Raw genomic sequence first — 19,206 nt, 5'->3', positions numbered from 1 at the left:
TGTTATGGAACTGGTCCGCGGCCTGCATAATCTGCGCCCCCGTCATCGTGGGTGCGTGGCGACAATTGGTAATTTCGACGGCGTGCATGCCGGGCATCAGGCGATTCTCAATCGTCTGAGTCGTCATGCTGCACGTCTGGGGTTGCCGGGTTGCGTGGTGATTTTCGAGCCGCAACCCAGAGAATACTTCGCCCCCCACAGCGCACCTCCACGCCTGACTCGCTTGCGCGACAAGCTCGCCTTGCTGGAAGAGCAGGGTGTTGATCGGGTGCTGTGCCTGGCATTCAATCGTCGCCTGCGAGAGCTCAGTGCGGATGAATTCATTCAGCAGGTGCTGATCGAAGGTCTGGGTGTGCGACACCTCGAAGTCGGTGATGATTTTCGCTTCGGCTGTGATCGTGCCGGTGACTTCGAGCTGTTGAAAGCCAGCGGCAAGCGCAGCGGCTTTACCGTTGAGTCAGCCAATACCGTTGCCGAAAGTGGTGAGCGCATCAGCAGCAGCCGTGTACGCCAGGTATTGGCTGAAGGCGATTTTGCCCAGGCCGAGCGTCTGCTGGGTCGCCCGTTCAGTATTACCGGTCGGGTATTGCATGGCCAGAAGTTGGGTCGAACCTTGGGCGCCCCGACGGCCAACGTTCAGCTCAAGCGCCTCAGTGCGCCCCTGAATGGGGTATATCGGGTCAGCGTCGAGCTGGACGGTATCAACCAGATCGGCGTGGCCAGTATTGGCAGCCGTCCCTCGGTGAATGGCGATGGTCAGGCGCATCTGGAGGTCCACTTGCTGGACTTCAGCGGCGACCTGTACGGGCGCCGCCTTACCGTGGTATTCCATGAAAAACTGCGTGACGAACAGAAGTTCGGCTCGCTGGATGATCTGCAAGCTGCCATCAAGGCCGATTTTGCCACCGCACGAGCCCAGTGGGCCGCCGAATTGAACAAGTGAGCCAGGACAAGATGACTGATTACAAAGCGACGCTGAACCTGCCCGCCACGGACTTCCCGATGAAGGCCGGCCTGCCGGTCCGCGAGCCGGAAACCCAGAAACGTCTGGACAGTATCGGCCTCTACCAGAAGATCCGGGAAATCAGCCAGGGTCGCCCGCAATTCGTGCTGCATGATGGCCCGCCCTATGCCAACGGCAGCATTCATATCGGTCACGCGGTCAACAAGATCATCAAGGACATGATTACCCGGTCCAAGACTCTGTCCGGCTTTGATGCGCCCTACGTACCGGGTTGGGACTGCCACGGTCTGCCGATCGAGCACAAGGTCGAGACCACCTTCGGCAAGAACCAGCCGGCGGACAAGACCCGTGAACGCAGTCGCGAATATGCCGCCAAGCAGATTGAAGGCCAGAAGAACGACTTCATTCGCCTCGGTGTGCTGGGTGACTGGAGCAACCCCTACAAGACCATGGATTTCTCCAATGAAGCGGGCGAAATCCGTGCGTTGGCGAAAATGGTCGAAGGCGGCTATGTGTTCAAGGGCCTGAAACCGGTCAACTGGTGCTTTGACTGTGGGTCGGCGTTGGCCGAAGCGGAAGTCGAATATCAGGATAAGAAATCTGACGCCATCGACGTGGCTTTTGTCGTCGAGGATGCCGATAAACTGGCCACCGCCTTTGGTCTGGACGGCTTGCCCAAGCCCGCCAGCGTTGTCATCTGGACCACCACCCCCTGGACCATCCCGGCCAACCAGGCGCTGAACGTTCATCCCGAGTTCATCTATGCGCTGGTTGATACCGGCGACAGCCTGCTGGTACTGGCCGAAGAGCTGGTTGAATCCAGTCTGCAGCGCTATAGTCTGAGCGGCGAGATCATCGCCCGTTGCGAAGGTGTGGCGCTGGAGAGTATTCGCTTCCGCCACCCGTTCTATGATCGCTTTTCGCCGGTGAACCTGGCGGACTACGTCGAGACCGGCGCTGGTACCGGCATCGTCCACTCATCCCCGGCCTATGGTGAGGAAGACTTCCGTACCTGCAAGCACTACGGCATGGAGAACGATGACATTCTCACGCCGGTGCAGAGCAACGGTGTCTATGTCAGTGACCTGCCGTTCTTCGGTGGCCAGTTTATCTGGAAAGCCAACGCCAATATCGTCGCCAAGCTGGAAGAAGTCGGCGCGCTGCTCAAGCATGAGCCGATCGAGCACAGCTACATGCATTGCTGGCGCCACAAGACGCCGCTGATCTACCGCGCCACTGCACAGTGGTTCGTCGGTATGGACAAGATTGCTCACGATGGCAGCTCCCTGCGTCGTCGCGCTCTGGATGCTATCGAAAACACGCACTTCGTTCCTGCCTGGGGCCAGGCGCGCCTGCACGGCATGATCGCCGGTCGCCCGGATTGGTGTATCTCCCGTCAGCGTAACTGGGGCGTGCCTATCCCGTTCTTCCTGCACAAGGAAAGCGGTGAATTGCACCCACGCACTGTCGAACTGATGGAAGAGGTCGCACAGCGCGTTGAGCAAGAGGGCATCGAAGCCTGGTTCAAGCTCGATGCTGCAGAGCTGCTCGGTGAAGAAGCCGCCCAGTACGACAAGGTCACCGACACCCTGGATGTGTGGTTCGACTCCGGCACCACCCACTGGCACGTCATGCGCGGCTCGCACCCCATGGGTCACGAAGAAGGCCCACGTGCCGACCTGTATCTGGAAGGCTCAGACCAGCATCGTGGCTGGTTCCATTCGTCGCTTTTGACCGGGTGCATGATCGATGGGCACGCGCCTTATCGTGGTCTGCTGACCCACGGCTTCGTAGTCGATGAGAACGGCCGCAAGATGTCCAAGTCGCTGGGCAACGTGGTCGCTCCGCAGGAGGTCAACGACAGCCTGGGTGCCGACATTCTGCGTTTGTGGGTGTCCTCGACCGACTACTCCGGTGAGATGGCCGTCTCCAAGCAGATTCTGCAGCGCAGCGCCGATGCCTATCGCCGTATCCGCAATACCGCACGCTTCCTGCTGTCCAACCTCAACGGTTTCGACCCCAGGCAGCACGCTCTAGCACCCGAGCAGATGCTCGATCTGGACCGCTGGGCCGTGGATCGTGCGCTGTTGCTGCAACAGGAAATCAGCGAAGCCTACGACACCTACAAATTCTGGAATGTCTACCAGAAGGTGCATAACTTCTGCGTGCAGGAGCTGGGCGGTTTCTATCTGGATATCATCAAGGATCGCCAGTACACCACCGGTGCCAACAGCACGGCGCGGCGCTCCTGTCAGACCGCCATGTACCACATTGCCGAGGCGCTGGTGCGCTGGATCGCGCCGATTCTGGCCTTTACCTCCGAAGAGCTCTGGCAGTATCTGCCGGGCGAGCGTAACGAGTCGGTGATGCTCAACACCTGGTACGACGGCCTGACGGCGCTGCCGGATGACAGCGAGCTGGATCGTGCTTTCTGGGATCAGGTGCTGGCGGTCAAGATCGCCGTCAACAAGGAGCTGGAGAACCTGCGTAACGCCAAGGTGCTGGGCGGCAACCTGCAGGCTGAAGTGACCCTGTATGCTGACGATCAGCTCAGCGCCACTTTGGGCAGGCTGGGTGATGAGCTGCGTTTTGTTCTGATCACCTCGGCCGCCCGGGTTGCGCCGCTGGCCGACGCCGGTGAAGACGCTGTGGCAACCGAGCTGCCGGAGCTGAAGCTGAGCATCGTCAAGTCAGCGCACAGCAAATGCGTACGCTGCTGGCATTTCCTGCCGGACGTGGGCAGTCATGCCGAGCACCCGGAAATCTGCGGTCGCTGCATAGAGAACATCGAATGGCAGGGCGAGGTTCGCCAGCATGCCTGAGGCGCGTCGTAGCGGCTTGGTATGGCTATGGCTCAGTGCTGTGGTCATCGCGCTGGATCTGCTGAGCAAATGGGTTGCCGAGTCGAGCCTCAGTCTGTATCAGCAGGTGTCGGTGATCGACGGTTTGTTCAGCTTCATGCTGGCCTATAATACTGGCGCTGCCTTCAGTTTCCTGTCGGATGCCGGTGGCTGGCAGCGTTGGTTCTTTGCCGCGATCGCGGTGGGTGTCAGTGTCATGCTGCTGGTCTGGCTGGCCCGGCTGGCCCGGGATAAATGGCTGGAAGCCATGGCGCTGAGCCTGATTCTGGGTGGCGCGCTGGGTAATCTGTATGACCGCATGGTGCACGGCCATGTAGTGGATTTCATTCTGGTGCATTGGCAGCAGAGCTGGTTCTTCCCGGCATTCAATATCGCCGACAGCGCCATCACTGTAGGGGCGGCACTGATGATTCTGGACATGTTTCGGCCCAAGGCGAAAACCGCGTAGATTCGGCAGCCCGCATGGTTTTGCAGGACGGGCGCCTCGCTCGGCTTTGGCGTCCTGCGTCGCCCTAACTCCTGCATCCATGCAGTCGGGCGACGGCGTTCAGGGAACGCTCCGAGTTTTGTGCCCCTGGCCAGTGCCGCACCATCGCCCACACCGGATACATTCAATTTAGAGATTCGACACCATGACAGACATCCTTCGTATCAACCACGACACCGAAGTCACCCTGCACTTCACCCTGAAACTGCCCAGCGGTGACGTAGTCGACTCTACTTTGGGCAAGTCCCCGGCCACCTTCAAGGTCGGTGATGGCAGTCTGCTGCCGGGTTTCGAGAGCAGCCTGTTTGGCCTCAAGGCCGGTGATCAGCGCACCTTCGAGATCGAACCCGAAAAAGGCTTTGGCCCCGGCAGCCCGCAGAACATCCAGACTGTGCCCCGCGACCAGTTCAACGAAATGGAATTGGAACCCGGTCTGCTGGTCATCTTCAAGGATGCCGCCGGAGGCGAAATGCCCGGAGTGGTCAAAACTATTCATGATACGGTCGTCGATGTGGATTTCAATCATCCGCTGGCCGGCAAGATCATCACCTTCGAAGTGGAAATCATCGAGGTGAAGGCGGCCTGAGCCGCCCTACATCCATGACTCAATCGAGGCTCCCCATGCAGATCAAACTGGCCAACCCGCGCGGCTTCTGTGCCGGCGTCGATCGTGCCATCGAAATCGTCAACCGAGCGCTGGAAGTATTCGGCCCGCCGATCTATGTGCGTCACGAAGTCGTGCACAACAAGTTCGTTGTCGAAGATCTGCGTAACCGCGGTGCGATCTTTGTCGATGAGCTGGATGAGATCCCCGACGATGTCATCGTCATTTTCAGCGCCCACGGCGTATCCAAAGCCGTACGCGATGATGCCGAGGTTCGTGGTTTGAAAGTGTTCGATGCCACCTGCCCGCTGGTCACCAAGGTGCATATGGAAGTGGTGCGCTACAGCCGGGATGGTCGCGAATGCATTCTTATCGGCCATGCTGGACACCCGGAAGTCGAAGGCACCATGGGTCAGTACGATGACAGCAGCGGTGGCGCTATCTACCTGGTGGAAAACGAGGAGGACGTAGCCAGGTTGCAGGTGAAAGATCCCTCACGACTGGCCTTCGTCACCCAGACTACGTTGTCCATGGATGATACCGCCCGCGTCATCGATGCTTTGCGTGCGCGCTTCCCGGCTATCGACGGCCCGCGCAAGGACGATATCTGCTACGCCACCCAGAACCGCCAGGATGCGGTCAAGCAACTGGCCAGCGAGTGCGAGCTGGTGCTGGTGGTCGGTAGCCCGAACAGTTCCAACTCCAACCGTCTGCGTGAGCTGTCGGATCGTATGGGTACGCCGGCCTACCTGATTGATGGTGCTGACGAGATCCGCCCTGAGTGGCTGGAGAATGTGCGCAATATCGGCGTCACCGCCGGCGCTTCCGCTCCGGACGTATTGGTGCAGCAGGTTATTCAGCATCTGCGCGACAATGGTGCCGAGAGTGTCGAGGAGCTGGCGGGACGGGCAGAAAATATCGTCTTCAGCATGCCGAAGGAGCTGCGGGTAGTCGAAGTGCAGTAAGCGGAGCCCGTACTCGATTTCCGAGGGCTCCCATGTTCTGCATGGGAGCCTGTGCTGTGGACGCTCCAGCGTCCGGACAGCAACCTGCGCCAGAGCAAGGTCGGGACGCAGAGCGTCCCAGCAGGCATTCCCACGCTGGAGCGTGGGAGATTCTATGGTTCATGCCAACCCCTTTTATCAGGTTTTGGGCCGATAAACCGTTTGATTCTGCATCAAGGCAAAGGCAATGCGCGCCAACTTTCTTGCCAGCTTGATCAGCGCCTGGATGGGCTTGAGTCCCTGTGATAGATAGGTCTCGTATAACGCCTTCCAGGCAGCGGTTTTACGGGCAGCCATAGCCGCGTTGTAGAGCAGGCGGCGTAATTCCGGGTCGCCTTTCTTGGTGAGTTTTCGTCGGCCTGCCTGCTTGCCAGAGTCTCGGACTTTGACATCCATCCCCAGGTAAGCGATGAAGGCGTCACTGCTCTTGAAGCGACCTCGGTGGAAGGTGTTGGCGAGTGCCATTGAGCTCAGCTCGCCAATGCCTTCGATGTCCATGCAGCGTTTTGCATCTGCGTCCCAGCCTACGTCTGCCAAGGCCTGCTTCAGGCGCTGGGTAATCAGCAGCTCAACGCGACGGATATGGGTATCCAGCTGTTTGCTCGCCTGCTTCAACTCAGGTACATCCTGCAAGCTCTGGCTCAACGCTACTCGGGTATGAACCAGCGAGGCTCGACGGCGCATCAGGCTTTGGATGCGGTAAAACGCATCATGGGCAGGGATCCAAGGCTTGAGCTCCTCAAGCTCGTTGCTCAAATAACGCAGGATCAGTCTGGCATCAGACGGGTCGGTCTTGGCCCGGGTACCTACCCCATCGCGGTAACGGCTGAGCCGATAACCATCCAGTAAGTAGAGCGGGTGTGCTGCTGCATGAGCCAGCGTGGCCAGTTGCCGATGATAAATTCCGGTGGCTTCCAGCGCGATCCTTGAGCCCTGCGGCAACGACTTCAACCAGCGCTTAATAGCGCTGGGGGAGTTGTTGATCGTGTCGATCTGAGGGGCGTCACTGCGAGCGATCACCAGCTCCGCCTTGCTGACATCGATACCCACCAGGATAGATTCAACAGATTTTGTCATGGCGCGTCCTCCAAGCTAAAGTAGTCTTTGACTTGTCAGGGCTCACCAGACGCTGGCTTGCGACGTATCGTCGGTCTGAGCGGCTTGGCTCTGCCGATGGATTCTCTATTGGCGTTTATGGTGAGGGTGGGGCGAAATCTCCCACAGTCCGTGCCGAAAGGCCGGAAAACGATTGAGCCCCTCCACCCTGACAGGTCCATTTTGGACCTGCAGATGAACCATACAAACGATCTGGCACGGAGTCGGTACTCGGTTTCCGATGGCTCCCATGCTCTGCGTGGGAACGATCGATAAATCTCATCACTGGCCCCGAGCCTGCCCCGTCGTTACAATCACCCGGTTAATCCCACCCCTGAATCAGGATAGATATGAGCGTTTCCTTCATCCATCTGCGTGTCCACAGCGAATACTCCCTGGTCGACGGCCTGGTACGAATCAAGCCCTTGATCAAGGCGGTGGGCGGAGCAGGGATGCCGGCGGTGGCGGTGACCGATCAACACAACATGTGCAGTCTGGTGAAGTTCTACAAGGCTGCCATGGGCGCCGGCATCAAGCCGATTTCCGGTGTGGATATCTGGCTGACCGATGCGGAAGATGAAAACCATCTGAGCCGCATGACCCTGCTGGCCATGAATCGGCAAGGCTATCGCAACCTCACCGAGCTGATTTCCCGTGGATACACGCATGGACAACGTAATGGTCTGGTGACCATTCGCCGCGAATGGGTGGCGGAAGCCAGTGAAGGGGTAATTGCGCTGTCCGGTGCCAAGGAAGGGGAGATTGGGCAGACTCTGCTGTCCAGCGATCCGGCGCACGCCGATGATCTGCTGCAATACTGGATGAGTGTCTTTCCCGGGCGTTTCTATCTGGAGCTGCAACGCACCAAACGCCCCAATGACGAAGAGCATCTGCACGCTGCGGTAGCCCTGGCTGGTCGGTTCAGCTGTCCGGTGGTCGCCACCAACGATGTGCGCTTCATCTATCGTGAAGATTACGAGGCCCACGAAACCCGCGTCTGCATCGGCGAAGGTCGTGCTCTGGGTGATCCGCGCCGGGTCAAGCAATACAGCGAAGAGCAGTATCTGAAGTCACCCGAGGAAATGGCTGAGCTGTTTTCGGATATCCCCGAGGCGCTGGCCAACAGCGTGGAAATTGCCAAACGCTGCAATATCGACGTCCAGCTGGGTACTTACTTCCTGCCAGATTTCCCCGTGCCTGACGGCATGACCATGGATGACTATTTCCGCGAGGTCTCGCTGGAAGGGCTGGAAGAGCGCCTCAAAGTGGTATTGCCGCCGGACTCGGAAAACTATGAGGCGCGCCGCCAAGTCTATCTGGATCGGTTGAAGTTTGAACTGGATATCATCATCCAGATGGGTTTTCCCGGTTACTTCCTGATCGTCATGGACTTCATCAAGTGGGCCAAGAACAATGGCGTGCCAGTGGGGCCGGGCCGGGGGTCGGGCGCAGGGTCGCTGGTCGCCTATTCCCTGTTGATCACCGATCTCGATCCTCTGCAATACGATCTGCTGTTCGAGCGCTTCCTCAACCCGGAACGGGTATCCATGCCCGACTTCGATATCGACTTCTGCATGGAAGGCCGTGACCGGGTCATCGAATACGTTGCCGAGGCCTATGGCCGCAACGCGGTATCACAGATCATCACCTTCGGCACCATGGCCGCCAAGGCGGTGGTGCGCGACGTGGCGCGGGTGCAGGGCAAGTCCTACGGTTTGGCCGACAGGCTATCGAAGATGATTCCCTTCGAGGTCGGCATGACCCTGGCCAAGGCCCACGAGCAGGAGGAAATCCTGCGTGATTTCCTGGCGGCTGATGAGGAAGCCCAGGAAATCTGGGACATGGCATTGAAGCTGGAAGGCATCACCCGCAACGTCGGCAAGCACGCCGGGGGTGTGGTGATTGCGCCGACCAAACTGACCGATTTCGCACCGCTGTATTGCGATGAGGCGGGCGAGGGATTGGTAACCCAGTTCGACAAGGATGATGTCGAATCTGCCGGTCTGGTGAAGTTCGACTTTCTCGGCCTGCGTACCCTGACCATCATCGACTGGGCCATGGAGACCATCAATCGTATCCGTGCCGAGGAAGGCAAGGACGCGCTGGATATCAACTTCATCCCGCTGGATGACGCGCCTACCTATCAGATGCTGCAGAAGGCCGAGACCACGGCGGTATTCCAGCTAGAATCGCGTGGTATGAAGGAGCTGATCAAGAAGCTCAAGCCCGACTGCCTGGAAGACATGATCGCACTGGTGGCCCTGTTCCGCCCGGGGCCGTTGCAGTCAGGCATGGTCGACGACTTCATCAACCGTAAGCACGGCCGTGAGCAGATCTCCTATCCGCACCCGAACTACCAATATCCGGGTCTGGAGCCAGTACTCAAACCGACCTACGGCATTATTCTGTATCAGGAACAGGTGATGCAGATCGCCCAGGTCATGGGCGGTTACACCCTTGGCGGTGCGGATATGCTGCGTCGGGCCATGGGCAAGAAAAAGCCCGAGGAAATGGCTCAGCAACGGCAGATCTTCCTTGAGGGCTGCAGTGGCAACAATATCGATGCTGATCTGGCGGGCAACATCTTCGATCTGGTGGAGAAATTCGCCGGTTACGGCTTCAACAAGTCGCACTCGGCAGCCTATGGCCTGGTGTCCTACCAGACCGCCTGGCTGAAGGCGCATTATCCGGCGCCTTTCATGGCTGCAGTGCTCTCGGCAGACATGCACAACACCGACAAGGTGGTGACGCTGATCGAGGAGTGCCGCAGCATGAAGCTGCGGATGAAGGCGCCGGATGTAAATATCTCCGAATACAAGTTCACCGTGGATGACAGTGGCAGTGTCGTATACGGTCTCGGTGCCATCAAGGGCGTGGGCGAGGGCCCGGTGGAAACCATAGTGCGGACCCGGCAGCAGGGCGGCCCCTTTGCCGACCTGTTTGATTTCTGTGCACGCGTGGACCTCAAGCGGATCAACAAGCGGGTCATGGAAGCATTGATTCGTTCCGGCGCGCTGGACGCCATGGGACCCTTCTTCGATACTGAACCTCAGGCTTATCTGCAGAAAGTGGATCGCAACCGGGCGGCGCTGGCGGCCGCCATGGAAGAAGCCATTGCAGCGGCCGAGCAGACCCTGCGCAGCGCGGACAGTGGGCATGATGATCTGTTTGGCGCTCTGCTCGGGCCAGCGGCCGAGCGGGACCTGTTTGAAGCTTATCGCAACGAGCGTGAATGGACCTTCAAGGAGCGTCTGCGCGGCGAAAAGGAAACGCTTGGCTTGTATCTGACCGGCCATCCCATCGATGAGTACGAGAAGGAAGTCCGGCGTTTTGCCCGTCAGCGCATTATCGATCTCAAACCCTCGCGGGATTCGCAGACTATTGCGGGGCTGGTGTTCGACCTGCGGGTGATGAAAAGCAAGCGCGGCGACAAGGTCGGTTTCGTGACGCTGGATGACCGCTCGGCACGAGTCGAAGTATCCCTTTTCGCCGAGGCCTATCAGGCTGCGCAATCCTTGCTGCAGAAGGACGCGCTGCTGGTGGTGGAGGGTGAGGTGGCGGTGGATGACTTTTCCGGCGGCATGCGTGTGCGCGCCAAACGGGTAATGAGCCTGGAGGAGGCCCGCACCTCGCTGCTGGACAGCGTGCGTATCAATCTGGATACCAGCCGGCACGGCCCGGAATGCCTGGGCCGGTTGGCCGGCGTGCTGCAGCAGTACAAGGGCAGTTGCGCGGTCACCATCGAGTTGCAGCGCCCCGATGCGCAGGCCCTGCTGCGTCTGGGCGAAGCGTGGCGGGTCGAGCCTGCCGATGACCTGGTACAGACGCTGCGTGACCAGCTGGGCAAAGGCAGCGTCTCTCTGCATTACAGGTAAAGCAGAATTTGGACATTCTCACGGGGTGCACCTGCTCGACGCAGGCATGGCAATCCCGTAAGGTAACGCAAAAACAGGATGCCCCGATTGGGGCTACGCGGATAATCGACGCTTATGAGCAAGAGCCAGAAATACCTCGAATTTGAACAGCCGATTGCCGACTTGCAGGCCAAGATCGAAGAGCTGCGTCTGGTGGGCAGCGACAATTCGCTGAACATCACTGAAGAAATCACTCGTCTGAAGGACAAGAGTCGTTCGCTCACCGAGAGCATTTTCTCCAATCTGTCGAGCTGGCAGGTGACGCAGATGTCGCGGCATCCGCAGCGCCCTTACACGCTGGATTACATCCGCCACATCTTCACCGACTTCGAAGAGCTGCATGGTGACCGGCATTTCGCCGATGATGCTGCCATCGTCGGTGGCATCGCCCGTCTCGATGGTCGTCCGGTGATGGTTATCGGTCATCAGAAAGGCCGTGATGTGAAGGAAAAGGTGCGCCGCAACTTCGGCATGCCCAAGCCCGAAGGGTACCGCAAGGCCTGTCGTCTGATGCAGATGGCTGAGCGTTTCAAGATGCCCATCCTGACCTTCATCGACACCCCCGGTGCCTATCCCGGTATCGACGCTGAAGAGCGCGGTCAGAGCGAAGCCATCGCCTGGAACCTGCAGGTCATGTCGCGTCTGAAGACGCCGATCATCTCCACCGTTATCGGTGAGGGTGGCTCCGGCGGTGCGCTGGCCATCGGTGTCTGTGATCGTCTGATGATGCTGCAATATTCCATTTATTCGGTGATCTCCCCGGAAGGCTGTGCCTCGATTCTGTGGAAGAAGTCGGAAAAAGCCTCCGATGCGGCCGAAGCCATGGGTGTGACAGCCGCACGACTGCAGGAACTGGGTCTGGTGGACAATCTGATCCCCGAGCCGCTGGGTGGTGCGCATCGCGAGCCGGAAGAAATGGCGGCCCGACTCAAGGCGCAGTTGCTGGCTGAGCTGGACGAGCTGGAAGGTCAGTCTGCTGATGAGCTGCTGGAAAGCCGTTACGAGCGACTGATGGCCTTCGGTATTCAGTAAGTGTTCAATCCGCAGGGGCTGCTTGAGCAACTGGCACCCTGTGTGGATGCCCCGGTCTGCTGGCTGGGGCTGTCCGGTGGTCTGGATTCCATGGTGCTGTTGGATGCCTTGGTCCAGCTGCGCCAAGACCATCCTCTCCCTCCCATCAAAGCCATACATGTACATCACGGTCTGCATGCCGATGCCGATCAATGGGCGGAGCATTGCGCGCGTGAGTGCGCTGCCCGCGGTGTAGAGTTGCACATCGAAAGAGTGTGTCTGGCTTCGGCGGGCAGTATTGAAGAGCGGGCTCGGGACGCGCGGTACTCGGTATTTGAACGGCTGATGAGCCGTGATGACTGTTTGCTGTTGGCTCACCACCGCGACGATCAGCTGGAAACCCTGCTGTTTCGCTTGCTGCGCGGCACGGGATTGAGGGGTCTGGCTGGCATGCCGCGCAGCCGAGCGCTGGGCGCAGGGCGATTGCTGCGGCCGTTGCTGCCTTGGGGGCGGCGAGAGTTGCATGGCTGGGCCAGTGAGCAACAGTTGAGCTGGATTGAAGATCCGGCCAACGCCGATCCCCGGTATGCGCGCACCGCGCTGCGTCATGAGTTGTTGCCTGATCTGCGCCAGCGTTGGCCGGCGATGCCGGAAAACCTGCTGCGGCTGGCCGAGCATGCTGAAGAAGCCAATCAGTTGCTGGACGAGCGGGCGAGTGAGGATCTGCAACTGGCCCAAGGCATGCTGACTGATGCCTGGCTGGCAGCCTGGCCCAGTCTGGATGTGGCCGCAGTTGCTGCACTGACCCCGGTACGGCAAAAGAATCTGCTGCGTTACTGGTTGCATGACAACGGCATGCAGCTGCCTGATCAGCGTCATCTGCACAGTCTGATTATCCAGTTGGGCGCTGCGCCGGATACTCAGCCTGCGGTGCAGCTGGGGCGGGCGCAGTTATACCGTTCGTCAGGTCGCCTGTGGCTATTGCCGACAGGTGGCGTGCCCGCTGGTATTGAACAACCGCTGTCGCACTTTGCCGATACTGCGTTGACAGCTGGTAATGGCTGGCTGCACATGGCTCCCGGTGGCGGTGATATCGCCGCACGGCCGGGTGCCTGGCGAATTGCCTATCGCCGAGGCGGTGAGCAGATAAAATTACCCGGTCGGCCGCATCAGATGCTGAAAAAGCTGTTTCAGGAAGCCGGTGTTCCGGCCTGGATACGCCCGGCAATCCCGTTGCTATACTGCGACGATCGGCTGATTTCCGTGGCCGGACGCTGGAACGCCGAAGGGGCGAATGCTGGGGCTGGTGAAGCTGGCTGGGCGGTGACATGGGAGCCGGGTTTGATGCCGGTTTTGGATTGAGCAAATCCAGGCTGTCTGGTATCCTGACTTCCCATCTTGACGAGACTTTGGTCTCCCTTCGGTTCCCTGCGGCTACGGTCGCCTAACTTCAATCTACGGGTTTTTCATGACGCGCTACATCTTCGTCACGGGTGGTGTTGTATCTTCTTTGGGCAAGGGCATCGCCTCGGCATCCCTGGCGGCGATTCTCGAAGCACGTGGCCTCAAGGTCACCATGCTCAAGTTGGATCCCTACATCAACGTGGATCCGGGAACCATGAGTCCGTTCCAGCACGGCGAAGTCTTCGTCACCCATGATGGTGCCGAGACTGACCTTGACCTGGGTCACTATGAGCGCTTCATCCGTACCCGCATGACCCAGAACAACAACTTCACCACCGGTCGCGTCTATGAAGACGTGCTGCGCAAGGAGCGCCGGGGTGATTATCTGGGTGCCACCATTCAGGTTATTCCGCATATTACCGACGAGATCAAAACCCGTATCATCCGTGGCGCCGGCGATGCCGACGTGGCCATGGTCGAAGTGGGCGGTACCGTAGGTGATATCGAGTCGCAACCTTTTCTTGAAGCCATCCGCCAGCTGCGCCTGGAAGTCGGTGCCAAGCGCGCGATGCTGATGCACCTGACGCTGGTACCTTACATTGCCACTGCCGGTGAAACCAAGACCAAGCCGACTCAGCATTCGGTCAAGGAACTGCGCTCCATCGGCCTGCAGCCTGACGTGCTGGTGTGCCGCTCCGATCATCCGATCGATCTGGCCTCGCGGCGCAAGATCGCGCTGTTCACCAACGTCGAAGAGCGTGCGGTGATCAGTCTGCCCGACGCCGATACCATCTACCGGATCCCTGGCATCCTGCATGCCCAGGGTCTGGATGATTACGTTGCCGAGCGCTTCGGCCTGGAGTGCGGCAGCGCTGATCTGTCGGAATGGGAGCGGGTAGTGGATGCCAAGCTGCATCCCGAGAAGGAAGTCACTATCGCCATGGTCGGCAAGTACATGGAATTGCTGGATGCCTACAAGTCGCTGATCGAGGCGCTGAGTCATGCCGGTATCCAGAGCCGCACCAAGGTCAATGTGCGTTATATCGACTCGGAAACCATCGAGGAGAATGGCACTGGCCAGCTGGAAGACGTGGACGCCATCCTGGTACCAGGCGGTTTCGGCCTGCGTGGCGTGGAAGGCAAGATTGCCGCTGTCCGCTATGCCCGTGAAAACAAGATTCCGTATCTGGGCATCTGTCTGGGTATGCAGGTGGCCGTGATCGAGTTCGCTCGCAACGTGCTTGGCTGGGCAGACGCCAACTCCACCGAATTCGATAAAACCTCCAAGCATCCGGTGGTGGGCCTGATCACCGAGTGGCAGACCGCGACCGGTGAAATGCAGACCCGCGACGAGTCCTCCGATCTGGGCGGCACCATGCGCCTGGGTGCTCAGGAATGCGCACTGGAAGCAGGCAGCAAGGCTCGCGAATGCTATGGCGAAGATGTGATTGTCGAGCGTCATCGTCACCGTTACGAGGTCAACAACAACCTGCTGGCCGAACTGGAAAAAAGCGGTTTGAATGTGTCTGGTCGGTCGATGGATAAAGCGCTGGTTGAAATGGTCGAAGTGGCGGACCATCCCTGGTTTGTGGCTTGCCAGTTCCATCCGGAATTCACTTCCACTCCGCGTGATGGTCATCCGCTGTTCAGCGGCTTCGTCAACGCGGCGCTGCAGCAGCGCGCCGGCAAGAAAGCCTGAGGAAACGTCATGGCCCAGAAAATTGTTCGCGTTGGTGATATCGAGATTGCCAATGACAAGCCGTTCGTGTTGTTTGGCGGCATGAATGTGCTGGAGTCCCGTGATCTGGCCATGCGCATCTGTGAAGAATACGTGGCGGTAACCGAGAAACTCGGTATCCCCTACGTATTCAAGGCCAGCTTCGACAAGGCCAACCGTTCGTCGATCAACTCCTATCGTGGACCCGGCATGGAAGAGGGACTGAAGATTTTCCAGGAGATCAAGCAGACCTTCAATGTGCCGGTCATCACCGACGTGCACGAACCGCACCAGGCTGCTCCGGTGGCTGAGGTGTGCGACATCATCCAGCTGCCAGCCTTCCTGTCACGGCAGACCGATCTGGTGGTGGCCATGGCGAAAACCGACGCCGTGATCAACATCAAGAAGGCGCAGTTTCTGGCGCCCCACGAGATGCAGCACATCCTTACCAAGTGCGAAGAAGCCGGCAATGATCAGCTGATTCTCTGCGAGCGCGGTTCCAGCTTCGGCTACAACAACCTGGTGGTGGACATGCTCGGCTTCGGCATCATGAAGCAATTCGAGTACCCAGTGTTCTTCGACGTGACCCACGCGCTGCAGATGCCTGGCGGTCGCAGCGATTCTGCCGGTGGTCGTCGTGCCCAGGTCACCGACCTGGCCAAGGCCGGCATGAGCCAGGGCCTGGCCGGACTGTTCCTTGAGGCGCACCCGGACCCGGACAATGCCAAATGTGATGGTCCCTGCGCGCTGCGCCTGGACAGGCTGGAGCCGTTCCTGACCCAGCTCAAGGCACTGGATGACCTGGTAAAAGGTTTCCCGCAACTCGAAACTGCCTGATTGCCAGGCACCCCCCCTTTCAATACAAAGCATGTTTCAGATGGAGAAAGCAGCAATCATGGCGAAGATCATTGAAATCAAGGGTCGTGAAGTACTGGACTCGCGCGGTAACCCGACCGTTGAAGCGGATGTGATTCTGGAAGGCGGCATCCTCGGCAGCGCCTGCGCTCCGTCCGGTGCCTCTACCGGTTCGCGTGAAGCGCTGGAACTGCGCGACGGCGACAAGAGCCGTTACCTGGGCAAGGGCGTATTGAAAGCCGTAGCCAATATCAATGGTCCGATCCGTGAATTGCTGCTGGGTCGTGATGCACTGGATCAGTCGGGTCTGGATCGTGCCATGATCGAACTGGACGGCACCGATAATAAAGGCAAGCTCGGCGCCAACGCCGTTCTTGCGGTGTCTCTGGCTGCTGCCAAAGCAGCGGCTCAGGCCAAGGGCGTGCCGCTGTATGCGCACATCGCTGACCTGAACGGCACCCCCGGCCAATACAGCATGCCGGTGCCGATGATGAACATCATCAATGGCGGTGAGCATGCCGACAACAACGTCGATATTCAGGAGTTCATGGTGCAGCCGGTGGGCGCGAAGACCTTCGCCGACGCCCTGCGCATGGGAACCGAAATCTTCCATCACCTCAAATCGGTATTGCAGAGCCGTGGCCTGAGCACCTCCGTAGGTGATGAAGGCGGCTTTGCGCCGAACCTGACGTCCAACGAAGACGCCCTGGGTGCCATTGCCGAGGCGGTTGCCAATGCGGGTTACAAGCTGGGTGAGGATGTCACTCTGGCGCTGGACTGCGCTGCCAGCGAGTTCTACAAGGATGGAAAGTATGACCTGGCAGGTGAAGGCAAGGCTTTCGACGCGGCCGGCTTCGCCGACTATCTGGCGGGTCTGAGCCAGCGTTATCCGATCATCTCCATCGAAGATGGCATGGATGAGTCCGACTGGGCTGGCTGGAAAGTGCTGACCGACAAGATCGGCGAGAAAGTCCAGCTGGTGGGTGATGATCTGTTCGTGACCAATACCAAGATCCTCAAGCGCGGTATCGATGAAAAGATCGGCAACTCCATCCTGATCAAGTTCAACCAGATCGGTTCGCTGACCGAGACTCTGGAAGCCATCCAGATGGCCAAGGCAGCCGGCTTTACCGCTGTGATCTCGCACCGCTCCGGTGAAACTGAAGACCACACCATCGCTGACCTGGCTGTAGGTACCGCAGCTGGCCAGATCAAGACCGGTTCGCTGTGCCGTTCCGACCGGGTGTCCAAGTACAACCAGCTGCTGCGCATCGAAGAACAGCTGGCGGGCAAGGCACCCTACAACGGCCGTGCCGAATTTCGTGGCTGATAGCCGGTTGCCGGGGAGGTTCTCTGCTTGAAATGGCTCTGGGTGATTTCACTGATCTTGTTTGCCGGGCTGCAGTATCGCCTGTGGGTAGGCGAGGGTAGTTTGGCTCATGTCGCCCAGCTCAAGCAGGACATCTCCAGTCAGCAGAGCGAAAACGAAAAACTGCTGGAGCGCAATCGCGTGCTGACAGCAGAGGTCATCGAGCTGAAACAGGGGCTGGAAACCATCGAAGAGCGTGCCCGGCATGAGCTGGGCATGGTCAAGGAAGGCGAAACCCTGTTCCAGTTGAGCGGTAATGACTGAGACCACCCCGTCTTTCTGGGTGGTTATCCCCGCTGCAGGCGTCGGCTCGCGCATGCGCGCCGATCGTCCCAAGCAATACCTGCCCTTGAATGGGCGCTGTCTGATCGAGCATACCCTCGACTGTTTCCTCGACCAGCCCGGACTGTCCGGACTGGTGGTCTGCCTGTCGCCGCTTGATGAGTGGTGGCCGGTATTGGCCTGTGCGACTGACTCGCGCATCACCCGGGCCGATGGCGGTGACGAACGCGCCGACTCGGTGCTCAACGGACTGCAAGCGCTCACGTCGCTGGGCGCCGACGAGCGGGACTGGGTACTGGTGCACGATGCAGCCAGGCCCAACCTGACCCTGTCCGATCTGCAGATACTGTTGATCACGCTGCAGAATGATTCCGTCGGTGGTCTGCTGGCGGTGCCGGTGCGCGACACCCTGAAACTGGCCGGACCCGATGGTCGGGTCAGCTCGACTCCGGACCGCTCGCTGTTCTGGCAGGCTTATACCCCACAGATGTTTCGTCTGGGTGCGCTGCGCACGGCCTTGAGTGACGCTCTGGTAGCTGGTGCGGTCATCACCGATGAAGCCTCTGCCATGGAATGGGCTGGCCATTCGCCAAGGCTGGTCGAAGGTCGGGCGGATAACATCAAGGTGACCCGGCCGGAAGATCTGGAGTTTCTGCGGCGGCGTTGACTTGGGCGGCCTTGGTCGTGAGATCTTTCTGCTCGGCCTCTTCGCGGGCTAGCCCGCTCCCAAAAACTGTTCCCATACAGCCTGCCTCCACAAATTCGGATTCCTGTAGATACCCGGATTCCGGCATAGCTCAGATCCTGCGCAGAGCTGGTTGCCTTCGTTCCGCCAGGCTATTTCCAACCTGGCCGGCTATCAATATTTCTGCCACCAGGCATCCATTCATCACTAGAGGATTGACCGTCCTTGTGTGACTTCATATGCTGTATGTCTATACAGTTTTATGGTGCCCCATGGTCGCTTTTTCATTTCTCCTTCCGTTTCCGCCAGCTGGCGTTGCTGCACTGTTCATGGAGCAGCGTTGATGAGTGCCGTGGTATCGCTCGACACACTGCTGCGTCAGCAGAAAGTATGGAAAGGCCGCACTGAAAACGCCCCGGCAGCCGCTCAGCCCACCGGTCATTTGCAGCTGGATGCGGTGCTGCCCGGGGGAGGCTGGCCGGAGGCGGCGCTCAGTGAGATTCTGCTGGCGGCACCGGGAGCAGGGGAGTTGCAGTTGTTGTGGCCGACACTGGCGCGGTTGACCAGGGCCAGTGAAAGAATAGTGCTGGTGGCGCCGCCGCATATACCTTATCCCCACGCCTGGCTTGCGGCGGGTGTTGATCTGCGCTGGATGACGGTGATCAATGCCGATGAGCGAGAAGCACTGTGGGCGGCGGAGCAATGCCTGCGTTCCGGCAGTTGCGCTGCCGTGCTGTGCTGGCCGCAGCGTATCGATGATCGAGGGTTGCGGCGACTGCAATTGGCAGCGGCGACCGGACAGACTCTGGGATTTGCCTGCCGGTCCTTGCGCGAAGCGGTGAACCCTTCGCCTGCGGCGTTGCGCCTGGTTGTGGATTGTCATCCGCGACAGGTGAGGGTGCTCAAGAGTCGCGGCGCCTTGCAGTCGTCACGTCCTGTTGCGTTGGGTTAAGA

15 protein-coding genes are annotated in these 19,206 nt (G+C 59.3%); 14 read left to right on the top strand and 1 reads right to left on the bottom strand.

Going from position 1 to position 19,206, the window contains the following annotated elements; all coding sequences use genetic code 11:
- The first annotated feature begins 4 nt into the window (after positions 1 to 4).
- The 5 genes from ribF (at position 5) to ispH (ending at position 5,881) form a co-directional block, all read left to right on the top strand.
- The gene (gene ribF / locus BLU11_RS12395; protein WP_090273797.1) at positions 5 to 943 is read left to right on the top strand and encodes a bifunctional riboflavin kinase/FAD synthetase; all 939 of its coding nucleotides are present in this window, start codon (positions 5 to 7) and stop codon (positions 941 to 943) included.
- 11 nt (positions 944 to 954) lie between these two features.
- The gene (ileS, locus tag BLU11_RS12390) at positions 955 to 3,786 is read left to right on the top strand and encodes an isoleucine--tRNA ligase (protein WP_090276445.1); all 2,832 of its coding nucleotides are present in this window, start codon (positions 955 to 957) and stop codon (positions 3,784 to 3,786) included.
- Positions 3,779 to 4,273 carry a signal peptidase II gene (gene lspA, locus BLU11_RS12385; protein ID WP_090273795.1) on the top strand — a complete coding sequence of 165 codons (495 nt, stop codon included), beginning with the start codon at positions 3,779 to 3,781 and terminating at the stop codon, positions 4,271 to 4,273. The genes ileS and lspA overlap by 8 nt, the downstream gene beginning before the upstream one ends.
- Positions 4,274 to 4,457: 184 nt before the next feature.
- Entirely contained in the window at positions 4,458 to 4,898 is a 441-nt protein-coding gene (gene fkpB / locus BLU11_RS12380; protein WP_090273792.1) for an FKBP-type peptidyl-prolyl cis-trans isomerase, read from the top strand.
- A gap of 35 nt (positions 4,899 to 4,933) precedes the next feature.
- Positions 4,934 to 5,881, top strand: a complete 948-nt coding sequence (ispH, locus tag BLU11_RS12375) for a 4-hydroxy-3-methylbut-2-enyl diphosphate reductase (protein ID WP_090273790.1) — start codon at positions 4,934 to 4,936, stop codon at positions 5,879 to 5,881.
- A gap of 177 nt (positions 5,882 to 6,058) precedes the next feature.
- Here ispH and BLU11_RS12370 read toward each other — a convergent pair whose 3' ends face one another.
- Positions 6,059 to 6,997, bottom strand: a complete 939-nt coding sequence (locus BLU11_RS12370; RefSeq protein ID WP_090272427.1) for an IS110 family RNA-guided transposase — start codon at positions 6,995 to 6,997, stop codon at positions 6,059 to 6,061.
- A 368-nt stretch (positions 6,998 to 7,365) separates the two neighbouring features.
- Here BLU11_RS12370 and dnaE point away from each other — a divergent pair, with 368 nt between their 5' ends.
- The 9 genes from dnaE to imuA all read left to right on the top strand — a co-directional run bounded on the left by dnaE (position 7,366) and on the right by imuA (position 19,204).
- Positions 7,366 to 10,890: a DNA polymerase III subunit alpha gene (gene dnaE, locus BLU11_RS12365; RefSeq protein WP_090273788.1), complete on the top strand. Its 3,525-nt coding sequence runs from the start codon at positions 7,366 to 7,368 to the stop codon at positions 10,888 to 10,890.
- Between the two features lie 114 nt (positions 10,891 to 11,004).
- Positions 11,005 to 11,961, top strand: coding sequence for an acetyl-CoA carboxylase carboxyl transferase subunit alpha (gene accA / locus BLU11_RS12360; protein ID WP_090273786.1), 957 nt, complete (start codon positions 11,005 to 11,007; stop codon positions 11,959 to 11,961).
- Positions 11,962 to 13,302, top strand: coding sequence for a tRNA lysidine(34) synthetase TilS (tilS, locus tag BLU11_RS12355; RefSeq protein ID WP_090273784.1), 1,341 nt, complete (start codon positions 11,962 to 11,964; stop codon positions 13,300 to 13,302).
- Between the two features lie 106 nt (positions 13,303 to 13,408).
- A complete protein-coding gene (locus BLU11_RS12350; RefSeq protein ID WP_090273783.1) occupies positions 13,409 to 15,043 on the top strand; it encodes a CTP synthase in 1,635 nt (544 codons plus the stop codon).
- A 9-nt stretch (positions 15,044 to 15,052) separates the two neighbouring features.
- Positions 15,053 to 15,898 (top strand): 3-deoxy-8-phosphooctulonate synthase, encoded by an 846-nt coding sequence (kdsA, locus tag BLU11_RS12345; protein ID WP_090273781.1) that lies wholly within the window; start codon positions 15,053 to 15,055, stop codon positions 15,896 to 15,898.
- Between the two features lie 58 nt (positions 15,899 to 15,956).
- Entirely contained in the window at positions 15,957 to 17,246 is a 1,290-nt protein-coding gene (gene eno / locus BLU11_RS12340; protein ID WP_090276443.1) for a phosphopyruvate hydratase, read from the top strand.
- A gap of 27 nt (positions 17,247 to 17,273) precedes the next feature.
- The gene (ftsB, locus tag BLU11_RS12335) at positions 17,274 to 17,549 is read left to right on the top strand and encodes a cell division protein FtsB (RefSeq protein WP_090273779.1); all 276 of its coding nucleotides are present in this window, start codon (positions 17,274 to 17,276) and stop codon (positions 17,547 to 17,549) included.
- Complete coding sequence (gene ispD / locus BLU11_RS12330) at positions 17,542 to 18,234, top strand: 2-C-methyl-D-erythritol 4-phosphate cytidylyltransferase (protein WP_090273777.1); 693 nt, start codon at positions 17,542 to 17,544, stop codon at positions 18,232 to 18,234. Before ftsB ends, ispD begins: the two co-directional genes overlap by 8 nt.
- 361 nt (positions 18,235 to 18,595) lie before the next feature.
- Positions 18,596 to 19,204, top strand: a complete 609-nt coding sequence (gene imuA, locus BLU11_RS12325; RefSeq protein WP_090273775.1) for a translesion DNA synthesis-associated protein ImuA — start codon at positions 18,596 to 18,598, stop codon at positions 19,202 to 19,204.
- Positions 19,205 to 19,206: the final 2 nt, after the last annotated feature.

It is taken from the genome of Halopseudomonas litoralis (genome assembly GCF_900105005.1).
GTDB lineage: Bacteria > Pseudomonadota > Gammaproteobacteria > Pseudomonadales > Pseudomonadaceae > Halopseudomonas > Halopseudomonas litoralis.
Note: the sequence above shows the minus strand (reverse complement) of the source record. Positions and strands in the feature narration are given on the sequence as shown.

What these genes read in the sequence shown, in the direction of transcription:
- ribF (WP_090273797.1), top strand. Translation starts at nt 5, where the DNA reads ATGGAACTGGTCCGCGGCCTGCATAATCTGCGCCCCCGTCATCGTGGG.
- ileS (WP_090276445.1), top strand. Translation starts at nt 955, where the DNA reads ATGACTGATTACAAAGCGACGCTGAACCTGCCCGCCACGGACTTCCCG.
- lspA (WP_090273795.1), top strand. Translation starts at nt 3,779, where the DNA reads ATGCCTGAGGCGCGTCGTAGCGGCTTGGTATGGCTATGGCTCAGTGCT.
- fkpB (WP_090273792.1), top strand. Translation starts at nt 4,458, where the DNA reads ATGACAGACATCCTTCGTATCAACCACGACACCGAAGTCACCCTGCAC.
- ispH (WP_090273790.1), top strand. Translation starts at nt 4,934, where the DNA reads ATGCAGATCAAACTGGCCAACCCGCGCGGCTTCTGTGCCGGCGTCGAT.
- BLU11_RS12370 (WP_090272427.1), bottom strand. Translation starts at nt 6,997, where the DNA reads ATGACAAAATCTGTTGAATCTATCCTGGTGGGTATCGATGTCAGCAAG.
- dnaE (WP_090273788.1), top strand. Translation starts at nt 7,366, where the DNA reads ATGAGCGTTTCCTTCATCCATCTGCGTGTCCACAGCGAATACTCCCTG.
- accA (WP_090273786.1), top strand. Translation starts at nt 11,005, where the DNA reads ATGAGCAAGAGCCAGAAATACCTCGAATTTGAACAGCCGATTGCCGAC.
- BLU11_RS12350 (WP_090273783.1), top strand. Translation starts at nt 13,409, where the DNA reads ATGACGCGCTACATCTTCGTCACGGGTGGTGTTGTATCTTCTTTGGGC.
- kdsA (WP_090273781.1), top strand. Translation starts at nt 15,053, where the DNA reads ATGGCCCAGAAAATTGTTCGCGTTGGTGATATCGAGATTGCCAATGAC.
- eno (WP_090276443.1), top strand. Translation starts at nt 15,957, where the DNA reads ATGGCGAAGATCATTGAAATCAAGGGTCGTGAAGTACTGGACTCGCGC.
- ispD (WP_090273777.1), top strand. Translation starts at nt 17,542, where the DNA reads ATGACTGAGACCACCCCGTCTTTCTGGGTGGTTATCCCCGCTGCAGGC.
- imuA (WP_090273775.1), top strand. Translation starts at nt 18,596, where the DNA reads ATGAGTGCCGTGGTATCGCTCGACACACTGCTGCGTCAGCAGAAAGTA.